General features: G+C 60.6%; 1 protein-coding gene. It reads right to left on the bottom strand.

Features of this window, described 5'->3' with window-relative positions; all coding sequences use genetic code 11:
- The coding region (locus tag A3730_RS10735; RefSeq protein ID WP_231883925.1) for a PelD GGDEF domain-containing protein at positions 1-292 on the bottom strand (292 nt) is incomplete at both ends.

Below are 292 nucleotides of genomic sequence, written 5' to 3'. Positions count from 1 at the left end.
CAGCCATTTCTCGGTGCGCAGCACAAAGCCTTCCAGACTGGATTCCCCGGTCATCGGCATCATGATCATCAAGACGTTGTCGTTCAACCACCAGGCAAGATCCAGGCTGCGCAGGCCGCGGGCCAGCGCATCAAGAATCAGCCCTGCCTGTTCGCTGTCATCCGCGACAAACAAGGTGAGGGAGGTATCCACCCGGCCGCCCTCACGCAGACGTACCAGCGCAGCCAACTCACTGGCAATCCGGAATGGCATGGTGGGCCAGCGGTCCAACATGTCGTCGACTTCATCGCCG

It is taken from the genome of Alcanivorax sp. HI0044 (assembly GCF_001634945.1).
This window is presented reverse-complemented; position numbering and strand designations above follow the sequence as displayed.